Annotated in this window: 16 protein-coding genes; 15 read left to right on the top strand and 1 reads right to left on the bottom strand. The window is 44.1% G+C overall.

Going from position 1 to position 15,109, the window contains the following annotated elements:
* The first annotated feature begins 220 nt into the window (after positions 1-220).
* The 8 genes from BWI44_RS17175 to BWI44_RS17140 all read left to right on the top strand — a co-directional run bounded on the left by BWI44_RS17175 (position 221) and on the right by BWI44_RS17140 (position 7,817).
* Complete coding sequence (locus tag BWI44_RS17175; protein WP_195208767.1) at positions 221-1,468, top strand: glutamate-5-semialdehyde dehydrogenase; 1,248 nt, start codon at positions 221-223, stop codon at positions 1,466-1,468.
* Positions 1,469-1,526: 58 nt separating this feature from the next.
* Positions 1,527-2,480, top strand: a complete 954-nt coding sequence (locus tag BWI44_RS17170) for a Rossmann-fold NAD(P)-binding domain-containing protein (protein WP_195208766.1) — start codon at positions 1,527-1,529, stop codon at positions 2,478-2,480.
* Positions 2,481-2,751: 271 nt separating this feature from the next.
* Complete coding sequence (locus tag BWI44_RS17165; RefSeq protein WP_007660535.1) at positions 2,752-3,393, top strand: PASTA domain-containing protein; 642 nt, start codon at positions 2,752-2,754, stop codon at positions 3,391-3,393.
* Positions 3,394-3,452: 59 nt separating this feature from the next.
* Positions 3,453-4,526 (top strand): RluA family pseudouridine synthase, encoded by a 1,074-nt coding sequence (locus tag BWI44_RS17160; protein WP_195208765.1) that lies wholly within the window; start codon positions 3,453-3,455, stop codon positions 4,524-4,526.
* Complete coding sequence (locus tag BWI44_RS17155) at positions 4,523-5,497, top strand: D-alanine--D-alanine ligase (protein ID WP_007660537.1); 975 nt, start codon at positions 4,523-4,525, stop codon at positions 5,495-5,497. The genes BWI44_RS17160 and BWI44_RS17155 overlap by 4 nt, the downstream gene beginning before the upstream one ends.
* Before the next feature lie 73 nt (positions 5,498-5,570).
* The gene (locus tag BWI44_RS17150) at positions 5,571-6,728 is read left to right on the top strand and encodes a hypothetical protein (RefSeq protein WP_044532887.1); all 1,158 of its coding nucleotides are present in this window, start codon (positions 5,571-5,573) and stop codon (positions 6,726-6,728) included.
* An 8-nt stretch (positions 6,729-6,736) separates the two neighbouring features.
* A complete protein-coding gene (locus BWI44_RS17145) occupies positions 6,737-7,426 on the top strand; it encodes a NigD1/NigD2 family lipoprotein (protein WP_195208764.1) in 690 nt (229 codons plus the stop codon).
* A gap of 1 nt (position 7,427) precedes the next feature.
* Positions 7,428-7,817 carry a rhodanese-like domain-containing protein gene (locus BWI44_RS17140; RefSeq protein ID WP_370807829.1) on the top strand — a complete coding sequence of 130 codons (390 nt, stop codon included), beginning with the start codon at positions 7,428-7,430 and terminating at the stop codon, positions 7,815-7,817.
* 95 nt (positions 7,818-7,912) lie between these two features.
* On the opposite strand, the gene rpmH is transcribed toward BWI44_RS17140, so the two are convergent.
* Complete coding sequence (rpmH, locus tag BWI44_RS17135; RefSeq protein WP_002558970.1) at positions 7,913-8,074, bottom strand: 50S ribosomal protein L34; 162 nt, start codon at positions 8,072-8,074, stop codon at positions 7,913-7,915.
* A gap of 189 nt (positions 8,075-8,263) precedes the next feature.
* Here rpmH and efp point away from each other — a divergent pair, with 189 nt between their 5' ends.
* The 7 genes from efp (at position 8,264) to BWI44_RS17100 (ending at position 15,054) form a co-directional block, all read left to right on the top strand.
* Entirely contained in the window at positions 8,264-8,830 is a 567-nt protein-coding gene (gene efp, locus BWI44_RS17130; protein ID WP_044532889.1) for an elongation factor P, read from the top strand.
* 166 nt (positions 8,831-8,996) lie between these two features.
* Positions 8,997-10,079, top strand: a complete 1,083-nt coding sequence (locus BWI44_RS17125) for a PDDEXK nuclease domain-containing protein (protein ID WP_195208763.1) — start codon at positions 8,997-8,999, stop codon at positions 10,077-10,079.
* Positions 10,080-10,084: 5 nt separating this feature from the next.
* A complete protein-coding gene (locus BWI44_RS17120; RefSeq protein WP_195208762.1) occupies positions 10,085-11,074 on the top strand; it encodes a glycosyltransferase family 2 protein in 990 nt (329 codons plus the stop codon).
* Between the two features lie 19 nt (positions 11,075-11,093).
* On the top strand, positions 11,094-11,780 hold the full coding sequence (gene radC / locus BWI44_RS17115) for a RadC family protein (RefSeq protein ID WP_195208761.1): 687 nt from the start codon (positions 11,094-11,096) through the stop codon (positions 11,778-11,780).
* A 246-nt stretch (positions 11,781-12,026) separates the two neighbouring features.
* Positions 12,027-12,338, top strand: a complete 312-nt coding sequence (locus tag BWI44_RS17110; protein WP_007660546.1) for a metal-sulfur cluster assembly factor — start codon at positions 12,027-12,029, stop codon at positions 12,336-12,338.
* Between the two features lie 45 nt (positions 12,339-12,383).
* Entirely contained in the window at positions 12,384-13,148 is a 765-nt protein-coding gene (locus BWI44_RS17105) for a UDP-2,3-diacylglucosamine diphosphatase (protein ID WP_007660547.1), read from the top strand.
* Between the two features lie 46 nt (positions 13,149-13,194).
* Positions 13,195-15,054 (top strand): serine hydrolase domain-containing protein, encoded by a 1,860-nt coding sequence (locus BWI44_RS17100; RefSeq protein ID WP_195208760.1) that lies wholly within the window; start codon positions 13,195-13,197, stop codon positions 15,052-15,054.
* Positions 15,055-15,109 lie beyond the last annotated feature (55 nt).

The raw sequence follows: 15,109 nt of genomic DNA, 5'->3' as shown, positions 1-15,109 counted from the left end.
TTTCTCCATGGTGGAAAGAATAAGCACCTACTACAATTTTCCTTAACCATCGTAGCGAAAAGAGATAAAAGTGGCGATGCGGCGGCTTAACCTCTAATGGTATATAGATCCCTGCCATCCCCTCCTTTCTCTACACATTCTTTTTCAAAGAGATAAAGCAGGCATTCCCAATATAATTACTACATTTGCAGAATAATCAACTACAAAAAGTACAAAGAAGATGGACTTAAACAGAGTATTTGCCACCGTGCAGGAAGCCAGTCGGAAATTGCTGTCGTTAAGCGACCGGGAAATCAATCAGATACTGCTGGCTGTAGCGGATGCCGCCTTGGCAAAGTCAGACTTTATTCTTGCAGAGAACAAGAAAGATCTGGAAAGAATGGATCCTAAAGATCCGAAGTACGACCGACTGAAATTAACCGCCGAACGCCTTCAAGGCATCGCAGCGGATACACGCAACGTAGCTACCCTCCCCTCTCCCGTAGGGCATATACTGAAAGAAAATATACACCCAAAAGGAATGAGACTTAAAAAAATAAGTGTTCCATTCGGTGTTATCGGCATCATATACGAGGCTCGTCCGAACGTTAGTTTCGACGTATTCGCACTTTGTCTGAAAAGCGGCAATGCCTGTATATTGAAAGGCGGCAGCGATGCTGACTACTCCAACAGGGCTATTATTAGCGTAATACACGAAGTTTTGGAACGTTTCCAAGTCAACCCTCATATCGTAGAGTTATTGCCTGCCGACAGAGAAGCAACAGCCGAACTGCTAAATGCAAGGGGGTATGTGGATTTGCTTATTCCCCGTGGCAGCAGTAGCCTCATCAACTTTGTGCGTCAGAATGCTACCATACCGGTTATTGAAACAGGTGCAGGTATCTGCCATACATTCTTCGACCGCTATGGTGATGTGGAGAAAGGTGCCGCCATTATCAACAATGCCAAAACCCGTCGCGTCAGTGTATGCAACGCTTTAGATTGCCTGCTGATTGATGAAGAGCGCCTCAGTGACCTGCCGGTACTTTGCGCTCCGTTGCCAGATAGCCATGTGATAATCTACGCAGATACGCATGCATACGATGTCCTGAAAGGCAGCTATCCCACCGATTTACTGAAAGAAGCTACGGAAGAAGATTTTGGAACGGAATTTCTGGATTACAAAATGTCTGTCAAAACCGTCCAGTCTATCCGCGAAGCCATAGCACATATCCAAAAATACGGCTCCAAGCATAGCGAATGCATCGTAACGAATGATAAAGCTCATGCCGAACAGTTCTGCCGTGATGTGGATGCCGCCTGTGTGTATGTCAACGTACCAACGTCCTTCACGGACGGAGCGCAGTTCGGGTTGGGTGCCGAAATCGGCATCAGTACACAGAAACTTCACGCCCGCGGTCCGATGGCGCTGGAAGAGCTCACCACATATAAATGGATTATCGAAGGCGAAGGACAGATAAGGGAGTGATAAGTGATCAGCCAAAGCCCCACCATAAATCATAAATTATAAATCATAAATATATAAGATGAAGAAGTTTACTTGTGTGCAGGACATCGGGAATCTGAAAACTGCACTGGATGAAGCATTTGAAATTAAGAAAGACCGTTTCAAATACGTAGAGTTAGGACGAAACAAGACGTTGATGATGATATTCTTCAACTCAAGCCTGCGTACCCGCCTCAGTACGCAGAAAGCTGCAATAAACCTGGGTATGAATGTAATCGTACTGGACATCAACCAGGGAGCATGGAAACTGGAAACGGAACGCGGAGTCATTATGGACGGTGACAAACCGGAGCACCTGTTGGAAGCTATCCCCGTAATGGGCTGCTATTGCGACATCATCGGTGTACGCTCCTTCGCACGATTTGAGAATAAAGAAGATGATTACAACGAAATCATCATAAACCAATTCATCAAATATTCCGGACGTCCTGTATTTTCAATGGAAGCAGCTACACGCCATCCGTTGCAAAGTTTTGCCGACCTCATCACTATTGAAGAATACAAGAAAACACCACGTCCTAAAGTAGTAATGACCTGGGCACCACATCCGCGTCCATTGCCACAAGCCGTGCCCAACTCATTTGCAGAGTGGATGAATGCTACAGATTATGATTTCGTCATCACTCATCCCGAAGGCTACGAACTTGACCCGCAATTTGTAGGACATGCCCGTGTAGAATACGACCAGATGAAAGCATTCGAAGGTGCAGACTTCATCTATGCCAAGAACTGGGCTGCCTATGCAGGCGATAATTACGGACAAATTCTAAGTAAGGACCGTGAATGGACAGTAAGCGACCGCCAAATGGCTGTAACCAACAACGCCTACTTTATGCACTGTCTGCCTGTACGCCGTAATATGATTGTAACGGATGATGTCATCGAAAGCCCTCAATCCATTGTAATCCCCGAAGCCGCCAACCGTGAAATATCGGCTACAGTAGTATTGAAAAGACTACTTGAGTCACTTTAAAAAGTGATCCGGACAACGGACATTGAACTATTATATAAGTTTCGCCTTAGTTTGTCTTACACTCTAAGGCGAAATTTGTATTTTTGCTCAAAAAGCAAAGATAAGCTGCACCGCAGCATTAAAAATAGGCAAGCTTATTTTGTACTGCTTTCAGTTTACATTATCTTTGCCTAAAGCGAAGATAAGCTGCACCTCAGCATTAAAAATAAGCAAGCTTATTTTGTACTGCTTTCGGTTTGCATTATCTTTGCCCCAAATAACGCTAAGGATTATGACAATAAAAGAGTTTTTTTCTTTCCGACAGAATAAATTTTTCTGGGTAAACCTGATTGCAATGATCGTTGTGGTTGCCCTTGTACTGTTTGGAGTTTTGAAGGGACTGGATATATATACCCGTCACGGTGAAGCGGTAGTAGTGCCCAATGTAAAAGGCATGGGAGTGACTGAAGCCGAAAAAATGTTCCGCAACCAAGGACTGACCTGTATTGTTTCCGACTCCAGTTACGTAAAGAACTTACCCGCCGGATGCATCCTTGAACATAATCCTGCTGCCGGACAGAAAGTAAAAGAAGGACGCACCATCTATCTGACAATAAACACACTGAATGTACCTTTACAAATTGTTCCCGACGTAGCAGATAATAGTTCCATGCGTCAGGCACAGGCACGTTTATTAGCGACCGGTTTCAAGCTGGCCGAAAACGAATACATAGCCGGTGAGAAAGATTGGGTGTACGGCGTAAAGTACAAAGGACGCACACTGACCAACGGTGAAAAAGTTCCCGTAGGTTCCACACTTACCCTAATAGTAGGGGATGGCGGAGCCTTAGCTCAAGAGTCTGATTCTACAAATACGGAAACCACAGGTTCTGTTTCTTCCGGTGATTCTGCTACTGACGACTCTTGGTTCTAAACATTATATTTGGAGAATAAGCAACTTTCAATCATAATAACACATAGAAAAAACGAGGAATGATAGAAGAATTGCCGGATGACATAGCGATTGATGATGACCTGGACGACGTAGAGCCTGTCGGTGATGAGGCCCAACTCTATGAACACTTCCGTGTGGTAGTGGACAGGGGACAGGAAATGATGCGCGTAGATAAGTACCTTTTCGATCGTCTGACAAATGCTTCACGCAACCGCATTCAGAAATCAGCAGAAGCCGGTTTTGTTATGGCTAATAATAAGCCTGTCAAAAGCAGCTACAAGGTGAAGCCTATGGACGTCATTACCATTATGATGGACCGTCCACGCTACGAAAACGAAGTCATTCCCGAAGACATTCCACTCAATATTGTTTATGAGGACAAATACCTCATGATAGTGAATAAACCTGCCGGACTTGTTGTGCATCCGGGACACGGTAACTACCACGGTACTTTGGTGAACGCCATAGCCTGGCACATGAAAGATACCCCCGATTACGATGCCAACGACCCGCATGTCGGTCTGGTGCACCGCATCGACAAAGATACTTCCGGTTTGCTCGTTATAGCAAAGACACCGGACGCCAAAACCAATCTCGGCATACAGTTCTTCAACAAAACCACCAAACGACGTTATCGTGCATTGGTATGGGGAATCGTTGAACAGGACGAAGGAACCATTATAGGTAACATCGGCCGGAATCCCAAAGACCGTATGCAGATGACCGTGTTGCCCGACGACCAGGGTAAACATGCTGTTACCCATTACCGGGTATTGGAACGTCTGGGTTACGTCACCCTTGTGGAGTGTATTCTTGAAACGGGACGTACCCATCAGATACGTGTACACATGAAGCACATCGGCCACGTACTCTTTAATGATGAGCGCTATGGCGGACACGAAATTCTGAAAGGTACTCATTTTAGTAAATACAAACAGTTTGTAAACAATTGCTTCGATACTTGTCCACGGCAGGCATTACACGCAATGACGCTGGGCTTTGTACATCCTGCCACTGGTGAGGAAATGTACTTCACTTCTGAAATGCCCGACGACATGACCCAGCTAATAGACAAATGGAGAGGCTATATCAGTAACAGAGATTTAGAATGAAACGCACGATTGCTATCGTTTGCGGAGGTGATACCTCCGAATTCCAGGTTTCCCTGCGCAGTGCGCAAGGAATCTATTCCTTTATTGATAAGGAGAAGTATACATTATATATCGTCGAAATGCACGGACTCGACTGGCACGTGCAACTTCCTGACGGCAACAAAGCTCCCATCGACCGGAACGATTTCAGTTTTCAGGTAGATGGCAAGAAGGTGACATTTGACTTTGCCTATATCACCATTCATGGAACTCCGGGTGAAGACGGACGTTTGCAAGGTTATTTCGACCTTCTTCATATCCCTTATTCCTGTTGTGGTGTATTGGCAGCCGCACTTACTTACGATAAGTTTGCGTGCAACCAATATCTAAAAGTATTCGGTGTGCGCATTGCAGAGTCTTTAGTACTCCGTCAGGGACAGTCTATTTCCGATGAAGATGTAATAGAGAAGATTGGTTTGCCTTGTTTCATCAAGCCCAGCCTGGGTGGTTCCAGCTTTGGCGTAACCAAGGTGAAGACCAAAGAACAAATACAGCCTGCCATTGTTAAGGCATTTGGTGAAGCACAGGAAGTCCTGGTGGAAGCCTTTATGGAAGGTACGGAAGTAACCTGCGGTTGCTATAAGACAAAAAAGAATTCAGTAGTATTCCCTATTACGGAAGTAGTAACAGAGAATGAATTCTTCGACTACGACGCCAAGTATAACGGACAGGTTTCTGAAATTACTCCCGCCCGTATCTCCGACGATCTGACTCACCGGATACAGACTTTGACTTCAGCCATCTATGATATCCTGGGAGCTTCCGGCATCATCCGCGTAGATTATATTATCACTGCCGGAGATAAAATCAACCTGCTGGAAGTGAACACTACACCCGGAATGACGGCCACCAGTTTTATACCCCAACAGGTACGTGCTGCAGGTTTAGACATTAAAGATGTAATGACTGATATAATTGAGAACCAGTTTTAGTGACTAAGGGTTAATGATCAGTGATTGGCACTCAGCAGCTTCACTATTCACAACCAACTAAACGTTAATCATTATGAATATGGAATTTGATGAAATCCGCCCTTATCATGACGAGGAACTCCCTCAGATTTACGAGGAATTGATTGCCGATCCGGCTTTCCAGCAGGTGGCGTCTGCTGTCTTTCCAGAAGTTCCTTTTGAGGCGCTTGCGCAGAAAATGCGTGCTTGCAAGACAAAATTAGAGTTTCAGAAAGCATTCTGTTACGTTATTCTGAGAAAGTTTTCCCGAGATACGACTCAGGGAGTGACTTTAGACCATACAGCACAGCCGGAGCATGAATCTGCTTACACTTACATCTCTAACCATCGCGACATCATTCTTGATTCTGGTTTCCTGTCAGTAGAATTGATAGACAAAGGCATGGACACAGTAGAAATCGCCATCGGTGATAATCTACTGATCTATCCTTGGATTAAGAAGTTCGTACGTGTCAACAAATCCTTCATTGTACAACGCACCCTGACCATGCGCCAGATGTTGGAATCCTCTGGACGTATGTCACGCTATATGCATCACACCATTAAGGATAAGAATCAATCCATCTGGATTGCCCAGCGTGAAGGACGCGCCAAAGACTCCAATGACCGCACCCAGGAAAGTGTGCTCAAAATGCTTGCCATGGGCGGAGAAGGCGATATTATTGATCGTCTGACTGAAATGAATATTGTCCCATTGGCCATTTCATATGAATACGATCCCTGTGATTACCTGAAAGCACAGGAATTTCAGTTGAAACGGGATATACCGGATTACAAAAAGACGCAAGCTGATGACTTAAAGAATATGCAAACCGGACTGTTCGGTGCAAAGGGACATGTACACTTCCAGGTGGCTCCCTGCATCAATGGAGAACTGGCTAAATTAGATCGTTCTCTTCCCAAACCGGAGTTATTCTCAGAAATTGCTGCACTCATAGACCGGAATATTCATACGAATTATCGTTTGTATCCCGGTAATTACATAGCCCATGATTCTTTATCGGGTACTGGCACCTTCGCTGGTCAGTACACAGCCGAAGAGAAGAAGCACTTCATGGACTACATCGACCAACAACTTGCCCGCATCGAACTGCCCAATAAGGATATGCCGTTCTTGCGTGAAAAGATATTGCTGATGTATGCCAATCCGTTGACGAATTATTTGGCTACCCAAACTGATAATCCGAAATAGAATAAACAATGAAAGATAAGTTACAATTTCCGGTTTCTTTATCCTGGCTTTTGCCTATGCTGTTATGTATACTGGTTTCCTGTAGCGATGATGACGACTACTATTATCCATCTGTGAAACTGGACTTCCTGACTGCCCAAGCAGGTGCCGACGGTAGTTTGCAGTCCATATTGACAGATGAAGGTGAGACGCTTGCAGTAGTGGAAGATGCATCAAACACACGTATAGATGCCAATTCTTCCCTCCGCATTGTCAGCAACTATGGCAAGGCAACAACTGCCAATGGAGAATCCGGAGCAAAATTGTATGCGGTACTAAAAGCAATATCTCCTGTTCCACAACCCGAGGATAAATTTGAAGATGGAATAAAACGTGATCCGGTAAATGTATTAAGCATCTGGATGGGCATTGATTACCTGAATTTAATGTTGGAAATCAAATCACAAAATAAAAGCCATGCATTCCACTTTATAGAAGATGAAATCATCACGGACATAGAAGCAGGAACCCGGATCGTACGCCTATCCCTCTATCATGATGATGGCGGAGATGTACAGGCTTATACCAAACGTGCTTATGCATCCGTCCCATTACGGCAGTATGCAGAGGATGGAATTAATAAAATAACGGTTTATCTCAGCATCAACACGTATTCTGGCAAAGAAGCGACTTACGAATTTGAATATAATCCTCAATAAGATGAAAATGAATTCTTTTATTGCAGGCATTTGCCTGTTTTTCTCATCACTTTTCTCCTGTCAGCAGAAAGGAGACTTTAAGTCCGTCTCTGTGGAAGATTTCTCCACACTGATTGCCAATCCTGAAATGCAACGTCTGGATGTACGTACCTTAGCCGAATATTCGGAATCTCACATTCCAAAGAGCATCAACATTAATGTGCTTGATAAGACTTTTGCCGAAATTGCAGATTCAACCCTGCAAAAAGATAGACCTGTTGCCTTATATTGCCGTAGTGGCAAACGCAGTAAGAAAGCTGCTGCCATCCTCAGCGAGAAAGGTTATGTGGTTTATGACCTTGATAAAGGTTTCGAAGAATGGAAGAAGGCAGGAAAAGAAATAGAAGAATAATATAGAGTAAGAAACCAATTGGTTCAAATAGAAAAGCCGCAAAGCACTTTATCAGTCCTTTGCGGCTTTCTTATTCTTTATTACAAAGAGTTCGCTTATGCTTTTACTCCGTTGTATTCGTCAGAAACAGTCAGTTTCTTGCGGCCTTTAGCACGACGTGCAGCTAATACTCTGCGACCGTTAGCGGAAGCCATTCTCTCACGGAAACCGTGTTTGTTTTTTCTCTTTCTGTTAGAGGGTTGAAATGTTCTTTTCATTACTGTATATTGTTTTATGTTATTATTTCACGTAATCGGGCTGCAAAAATAGGGACTTTTTTCAAAATAACCAAGAGTTAAGTCTTTTTCTCTCAAAACTTTTTGCGATTTTTACTGATTTCCATTACTTTTGCACCCGCAAAGCTCACTGAAGACAATTATATAACATCTAAAATAAAAAATATTAGTATGATTAATGCCCAAGACATTAAAATCGGAACTTGCATCCGTATGGACAACAAGTTGTATTTCTGTATTGACTTCCTGCATGTAAAGCCGGGAAAAGGTAACACTTTCATGCGTGTTAAACTGAAAGACGTAGTAAATGGCTATGTGCTGGAACGTCGTTTTAATATCGGTGAAAAACTGGAAGATGTACGCGTAGAGCGTCGTCCTTATCAGTTCTTATATAAAGAAGGTGAAGATTATATCTTCATGAACCAGGAAACTTTTGACCAACATCCTATTGCTCACGACCTGATCAACGGTGTTGACTTCCTGCTGGAAGGAAGTGTACTGGACGTAGTATCGGACGCTTCCACTGAAACTGTTCTTTATGCTGATATGCCCATAAAAGTTCAGATGAAGATTACTTATACAGAACCAGGTGTAAAAGGTGACACTGCAACAAACACATTGAAACCTGCCACTGTAGAGTCTGGTGCGACTGTACGCGTTCCGTTGTTTATCAACGAAGGCGAAATGATTGAAATCGATACTCGCGACGGTTCTTATGTAAGCCGTGTGAAGGCATAAGCCGTTTCCCGAGTACATTGTACGATTATACAAGCTGCCTGTCAGAAGAATTAAACACTTCTGGCAGGCAGCTTTTTTCTATAGGGGAGCAAAAGAATATACGATTGGGAAGATTATCGGAAAAGAATGGTTTATCTTTGTAAGCAATAAGCAATAGAATTGCACCATGAGTAAACTGATAAAGACAGACAACGAATATAAAGAGTGGATAGGCGAACTGAAACAGCGTATTCGCCAGAGCCAGATTAAGGCAGCGGTAAAAGTAAATACGGAGTTATTACGATTATACTGGAGTATAGGAAGTGATATAGTCCGGTTGAAAGCGGAAGCAAAATGGGGAACTAACATAATGTCCCAAATTAGTTTAGACCTCAAAGAGGAATTCTCTAACTTAGGAGGATTTTCTGAAACGAACCTACGCTACATAAAAAGGTTCTATTTATTTTATGGACAGAATCAGCCCCAAGTTGGGGCTAAAATAAAGTCAAAAAAGCAAGAAGTAATTCAGCCCCAAGTTGAGGCAGAAATTCTTGAAGCTATATTTAGTATTCCTTGGGGACATCAAAAGCATATTATTACCAAGGCTAAATCTACTAATGAAGCCCTGTTTTATGTCCAAAAAACCATCAAACAGGGTTGGAGTCGTAATATCCTAATCAACTATATGAGTGCTAATCTTTTTGAAACTGAAGGAAAGGCAATCAGTAATTTCAAGAACACATTACCTGCCCTCCAAAGCGATTTAGCACAACAAACATTGAAAGACCCTTATAATTTCGACTTCCTCACCCTGCGTGATGGCTATCTTGAACGGGAGTTGGAAGATGCCCTAACTGACAATATCACCAAATTTTTCATTGAATTAGGAAATGGTTTTGCCTATGTAGGACGGCAAGTCCGCCTTGAAATCGGTGGTGATGAATTCTTTATTGATCTGCTATTTTATCATCTCAAACTACGCAGTTATGTAGTGATAGAATCAAAAACGGGAGACTTCCAGCCCGAATATATCGGTAAGTTAGGTTTCTATGTCTCTGCCATCAATAATGAGATGAAACTGCCACAAGACAATCCAACAATAGGATTGCTAATTTGCAAAAGCAAGAACAACATAGTGGCACGATATACGCTGGATACAGCCAACCTGCCCATCGGTATATCAGAATATGACTTAAATCACCTCTTTCCCAAAGATTTCAAGAGTACCCTACCCAGTATTGAAGAAATAGAAAACGAACTAAAAGATTAACACCTATGAGATACTCCGTCATCGTTCCTGTATATAATCGTCCCGATGAAGTGGACGAACTCTTGCAAAGTCTGACTGAACAAAGTTTCAAAGACTTTGAAGTCGTGATTGTGGAAGACGGTTCCTCCATCCCCTGCAAGGAAGTAGTGGACAGGTACCAGAAGCAACTGGACATACACTATTATAACAAACCCAATTCCGGTCCCGGACAAACCCGCAACTACGGTGCCGAACGGAGTACCGGAGAGTATCTGATCATTTTAGATTCTGACTGCATCCTGCCCAAAGGCTATCTTGCCGCCATCGAGAAAGAACTGCAGATTAACCCTGCCGATGCCTTCGGCGGACCGGACCGGGCACATGAGTCTTTTACGGATATACAAAAAGCTATCAACTACTCCATGACTTCCTTCTTCACTACCGGAGGCATCCGGGGAGGAAAAAAGAAAATGGATAAATTCTATCCACGCAGCTTCAATATGGGTGTCAAGCGAGATGTATATGCCGCATTGGGGGGATTCTCTAAAATGCGTTTCGGAGAAGATATAGACTTCAGTATCCGCATATTCAAAGGCGGTTATCGCTGCCGGCTGTTTCCTGACGCATGGGTGTATCATAAACGCCGCACAGACTTAAAGAAGTTCTTCAAACAAGTGCACAATTCAGGGATTGCACGGATCAATCTGTATAAGAAATATCCGGAGTCTTTGAAAGTTGTTCATCTCTTGCCCGCCGCATTCACATTGGGAGTAGCTATACTATTATTTGGTAGTCCTTTCTGTCCTTACAGCCTGACGCCCATCGTTTTATATGCGCTACTGGTATGTGCGGATTCTTCTATCCAGAACCGAAGCCTGCGCATCGGCATCTATTCCATTGCAGCCTCCTTTATCCAACTTATCGGATATGGCACGGGATTCTGGAGAGCCTGGTGGAACCGCTGTATACTTGGCAAAGATGAATTCGAAGCTTTCAAAAAGAACTTTTATAAGTGATTAGCGATTCACAATCAACATGGAAAAACTAACTATCAACCAGTGGGCGGAAGAAGACCGCCCGCGAGAAAAGATGATGCTGAAAGGTGCAGAAGCCTTAAGCGATGCCGAATTGCTTGCCATCCTTATCGGTTCGGGAAACACAGAAGAAAGCGCAGTATCACTTATGCAACGAGTACTTTCCGCCTGCAGTAACGACCTGAACCAATTGGGTAAATGGGAAGTACAGGACTTCTCCCGTTTCAAAGGCTTCGGTCCTGCCAAAAGTATCACCATCATGGCAGCACTGGAACTGGGCAAACGTCGCAAACTACAAGAGCGTCCGGAACGCACCATCATCCGCTCTTCCAAAGACATCTACGAAATCTTCCACCCGCTTCTCTGCGACCTGGCACACGAAGAGTTCTGGGTTTTACTCCTCAACCAAGCCTCCCGCGTCATCGACAAATCCCGCATCAGCCGAGGTGGTATCGACCAGACTACTGCTGATGTACGCAGCATCCTGCGTGAAGCTTTAATGCAGCGTGCCACACAAATAGCCCTGATACACAACCATCCTTCGGGCAACCCTCGCCCCAGTACAGACGACCAACGTCTGACGCAACTTGTCCAGAAAGGAGCCCAAACCATGAACATCCGTCTCATCGACCATGTTATTGTAACAGACGGAGTATATTATAGTTTTAACGATGAAGGAATGATTTGAGAGAAGCATCTTTTACATCAGCACAATAAAGGATGCAAATGAAAGGGAGTAATGTTTGATGGGAAAGGCTTTAATAATCTGTTTGCTGAGTATCTATAACAGGCTTTTTCAAAACCCGTTCCTTTGTAGTTTCAATTTATTTCTTTAGCTTTGCTTTAAGAAGATAGTCTGTGCTCAGCATAATGCAAATAAATTTGCTTCTGTTTTCGGTTTCAACTATCTTTGCCTAACTAAAATAATACGAATATGACCAAGTTTGAAATAGAAGAAAAAATAGTGGCGATGCTCAAAACCGTATTCGACCCGGAAATTCCGGTAAACGTGTACGATCTGGGACTTATCTATAAAATAGATGTCTCCGACAGCGGAGAAGTTAACATTGACATGACCCTGACAGCTCCCAACTGCCCGGCAGCCGACTTTATAATGGAAGACGTGCGCCAAAAAGTGGAATCAGTGGACGGTGTCACTGCTGCCACCATCAATCTGGTATTCGAACCGGAATGGGACAAGGATATGATGAGTGAAGAAGCCAAGTTGGAATTGGGATTTTTATAAGTACTCAAGTAGTAAGCAATTAGTAACAAGCAGAATAGCACGGTTATGAAGAATGTATATTTCCTTTCGGATGCACACCTCGGCTCACGTGCCATCGAACACGGGCGCACACAAGAACGACGCCTCGTCAACTTCCTCGACAGTATCAAGTACAAAGCTTCTGCCGTGTATTTGCTGGGCGATATGTTCGACTTTTGGTATGAATTCAAGACCGTTGTGCCGAAAGGCTATACCCGTTTCCTGGGCAAACTATCCGAACTGACGGATATAGGAGTGGAAGTACACTTCTTCACAGGAAACCATGACATTTGGTGCGGAGACTATCTGACTAAAGAGTGCGGTGTCATTATGCATCGCGAACCGCTTACAACGGAAATATACGGTAAGGAGTTCTACCTCGCCCACGGTGATGGTTTGGGCGATCCTGACAAGAAATTCAAGTTCCTGCGTTCCATGTTTCACAACGAGTTTCTACAAGTTCTTTTTTCTGCCATACATCCCCGTTGGAGTATGGAATTGGGACTGAACTGGGCCAAGCAAAGTCGCTTGAAACGCATTGACGGCAAAGAGCCCGAGTATATGGGTGAAGACAAAGAATTCCTGATACTCTACACCAAAGAGTATCTGAAAAGCCATCCGAATATTAATTACTTTATCTACGGACACCGTCACATCGAACTGGATCTGATGCTGAGCGCTACCGCCCGTATCACCATACTGGGAGACTGGATTAATTATTTCTCTTATGCCGTTTTCGATGGTGAGAACCTTTTCCTTGAAAATTTTATCGAAGGAGAAACCAAACTATAATCCTCCCCCGGCAACCTTAAAGTGCCAACCAACCGTTTGATCTGATATGAACCTTTTAAGTCACAAATATCTCTTTGCCGGATGTTTACTTATCGCAGGCACTCTTTCGGCATGGGGACAGTCCGCTCCTTCCCTTGCCATCCGCATTGATGACCTCGGAGCATTCCATTCTGTCAATGAAGCCTGTATTGAAACCTACCAGTCGGGTATCGCCCGTTCTGTAGAAGTAATGCCCGTAGCCGCCTGGTATCCGGAAGCAGTCCGTCTGCTAAAAGAGAACCCGGGATTGGATGCCGGTTTACATTTAGTGATTACCAGTGAATGGGAAAATGTAAAATGGCGTCCCTTAACCCATTGCCCCAGCCTGACGGATGAGAACGGATACTTTTATCCGATGATGGGACCCAATCCCGCCTATCCGGGACAATCGGTTATGGAAAATAAATGGGATATAAAAGAGGTAGAACAGGAGTTTCGCGCACAGATTGAGATGGCACTGAGAAACATTCCCCAACTCAGCCATATGACGGGGCACATGCTGTCCACCGGATTCACTAAAGAAGTGAATGAACTGGTGCTACGCCTGGCAAAAGAATACAATCTTCCTTCCATTGATCGCATGGATTCACCACAAGATTATCAGTTCACTTACATTGGTTATGACGGTCCGAGCCGGACCTCTGCCGAAAAGGAAGAAAGCTTCATACGTTCCCTGAATAAGCTGGAAGCAGGCAAACGATATCTGTTCCTCGATCATCCGGCACTGGACAATGAGGAGATGAAAACCGTCTTTCATATCGGCTACGAACAGGTAGCACTCGATCGGCAAGGCGTCACAGACTTACTTACCAGTCCGCGTATAAAACAAGTCATCGAGGAGAAAGGCATCAAGCTGATTTCTATCAATCAACTCACCAAAGGACTGCCCCGTAGCACTCCCTCCAAGAAACTGGAGAAAGCAATGGAAAAATACCTGGAAGCGGTGAAGAATGCCGGCCAAGACCTGCATAGCATCATGATTGTACAGCATGGCAATGTACTTGCAGAAAAATGGATGAGCGAAGGAAAAGAAGACGAGCCCCATGTACTAAACTCTGTCAGCAAGACTTTCACAGCCTCAGCCATAGGATTTGCAATAGCCGAAGGCAAACTAAAACTAACGGATAAAGTAATTTCCTTCTTCCCGGATCAGCTGCCTGCAAATATAAGTGAGAACCTAGAAGCCATGACTATCCACGACTTACTAACTATGACTTGCGGACATGACGGTGATCTCAGGAGTAATGAACGAGCAGCAAGAAATGCAGATAAAGGTTGGGTGGAACAATTTCTTGCCTATCCCGTAGATCATAAACCAGGAACATTCTTTGCATACAACAGTCCTGGTACTTATATGCTCTCTGCCATCGTACAGAAAGTAACTGGAGAAAAGTTAGTGGACTACCTATACCCTCGCCTGTTTCGTCCACTGGGGATTGTCAATGTGAAATGGCAGGAAAGCCCGGAAGGCATCAATTGCGGTGGCTGGGGTTTGTATCTCAAAACTGAGGACCTTGCCAAGATGGGCCAACTCTTCCTGCAAAAAGGAAAATGGGATGGACAGCAAGTGTTACCGGAGGAATGGATTGCCGAGGCATCTGCCAAACAGGTTGCTTCTTTCCCGGCAGGAATGGATCCCGAAGCAGCCAAGAAATCAAAGATTAGTGAGAATACGAACGACTGGATGCAAGGTTATGGTTATCAAATGTGGCGTTGCCGCCACAATGCCTACCGCGCTGATGGAGCAGACGGACAATACATTCTCATAATTCCTGAAAAAGATGCCGTTATTGCCGTAACAGCGCATATCGGAGATATGCAGGCGGAACTGGATTTAATCTGGAAATACCTGCTCCCAGCACTGTAAACAGATGCTTCGTCTATTTAATCTTCTGTAAATGTCCCCAAGAAAAAGGAAATAA

The organism is Bacteroides sp. Phil13, from assembly GCF_001940965.1.
GTDB classification, from domain to species: domain Bacteria; phylum Bacteroidota; class Bacteroidia; order Bacteroidales; family Bacteroidaceae; genus Bacteroides; species Bacteroides intestinalis.
Note: the sequence above shows the minus strand (reverse complement) of the source record. Positions and strands in the feature narration are given on the sequence as shown.